The sequence below is a fragment of the Methylobacterium longum genome, assembly GCF_022179385.1.
In the GTDB taxonomy this organism is placed as follows: domain Bacteria; phylum Pseudomonadota; class Alphaproteobacteria; order Rhizobiales; family Beijerinckiaceae; genus Methylobacterium; species Methylobacterium longum.
Genome location: NZ_BPQS01000191.1, coordinates 1 through 426 on the forward strand (window position 1 = coordinate 1; position 426 = coordinate 426).

The window sequence follows — 426 nt, forward strand, 5'->3', positions numbered from 1 at the left end:
TCACGCAGCACGTAGCCGCGGCCCCAGACGGTCTCGATGTAGTTTTTGCCCTGGCTGGCGTTGGCGAGCTTCTTGCGCAGCTTGCAGATGAACACGTCGATGATCTTCAGCTCCGGCTCGTCCATGCCGCCGTAGAGGTGGTTGAGGAACATCTCCTTGGTCAGCGTCGTGCCCTTCCGGAGCGAGAGGAGTTCCAGCATCTGGTACTCCTTGCCGGTGAGGTGCACCCGGGCGCCGCCGACCTCGACGGTCTTCTGGTCGAGGTTCACGATCAGGTCGCCGGTGGTGATCACCGACTGGGCATGGCCCTTCGATCGGCGCACGATGGCGTGGATGCGCGCCACCAGCTCGTCCTTGTGGAACGGCTTGGTGAGGTAGTCGTCGGCGCCGAAGCCCAGGCCCTTCACCTTGTCCTCGATGCCGGCC

General features: G+C 64.1%; 1 protein-coding gene. It reads right to left on the reverse strand.

Features of this window, described 5'->3' with window-relative positions; genetic code table 11:
- On the reverse strand, positions 1–426 hold a 426-nt coding region (locus tag MFF58_RS32050; RefSeq protein ID WP_238294385.1), incomplete at both ends, for a response regulator transcription factor.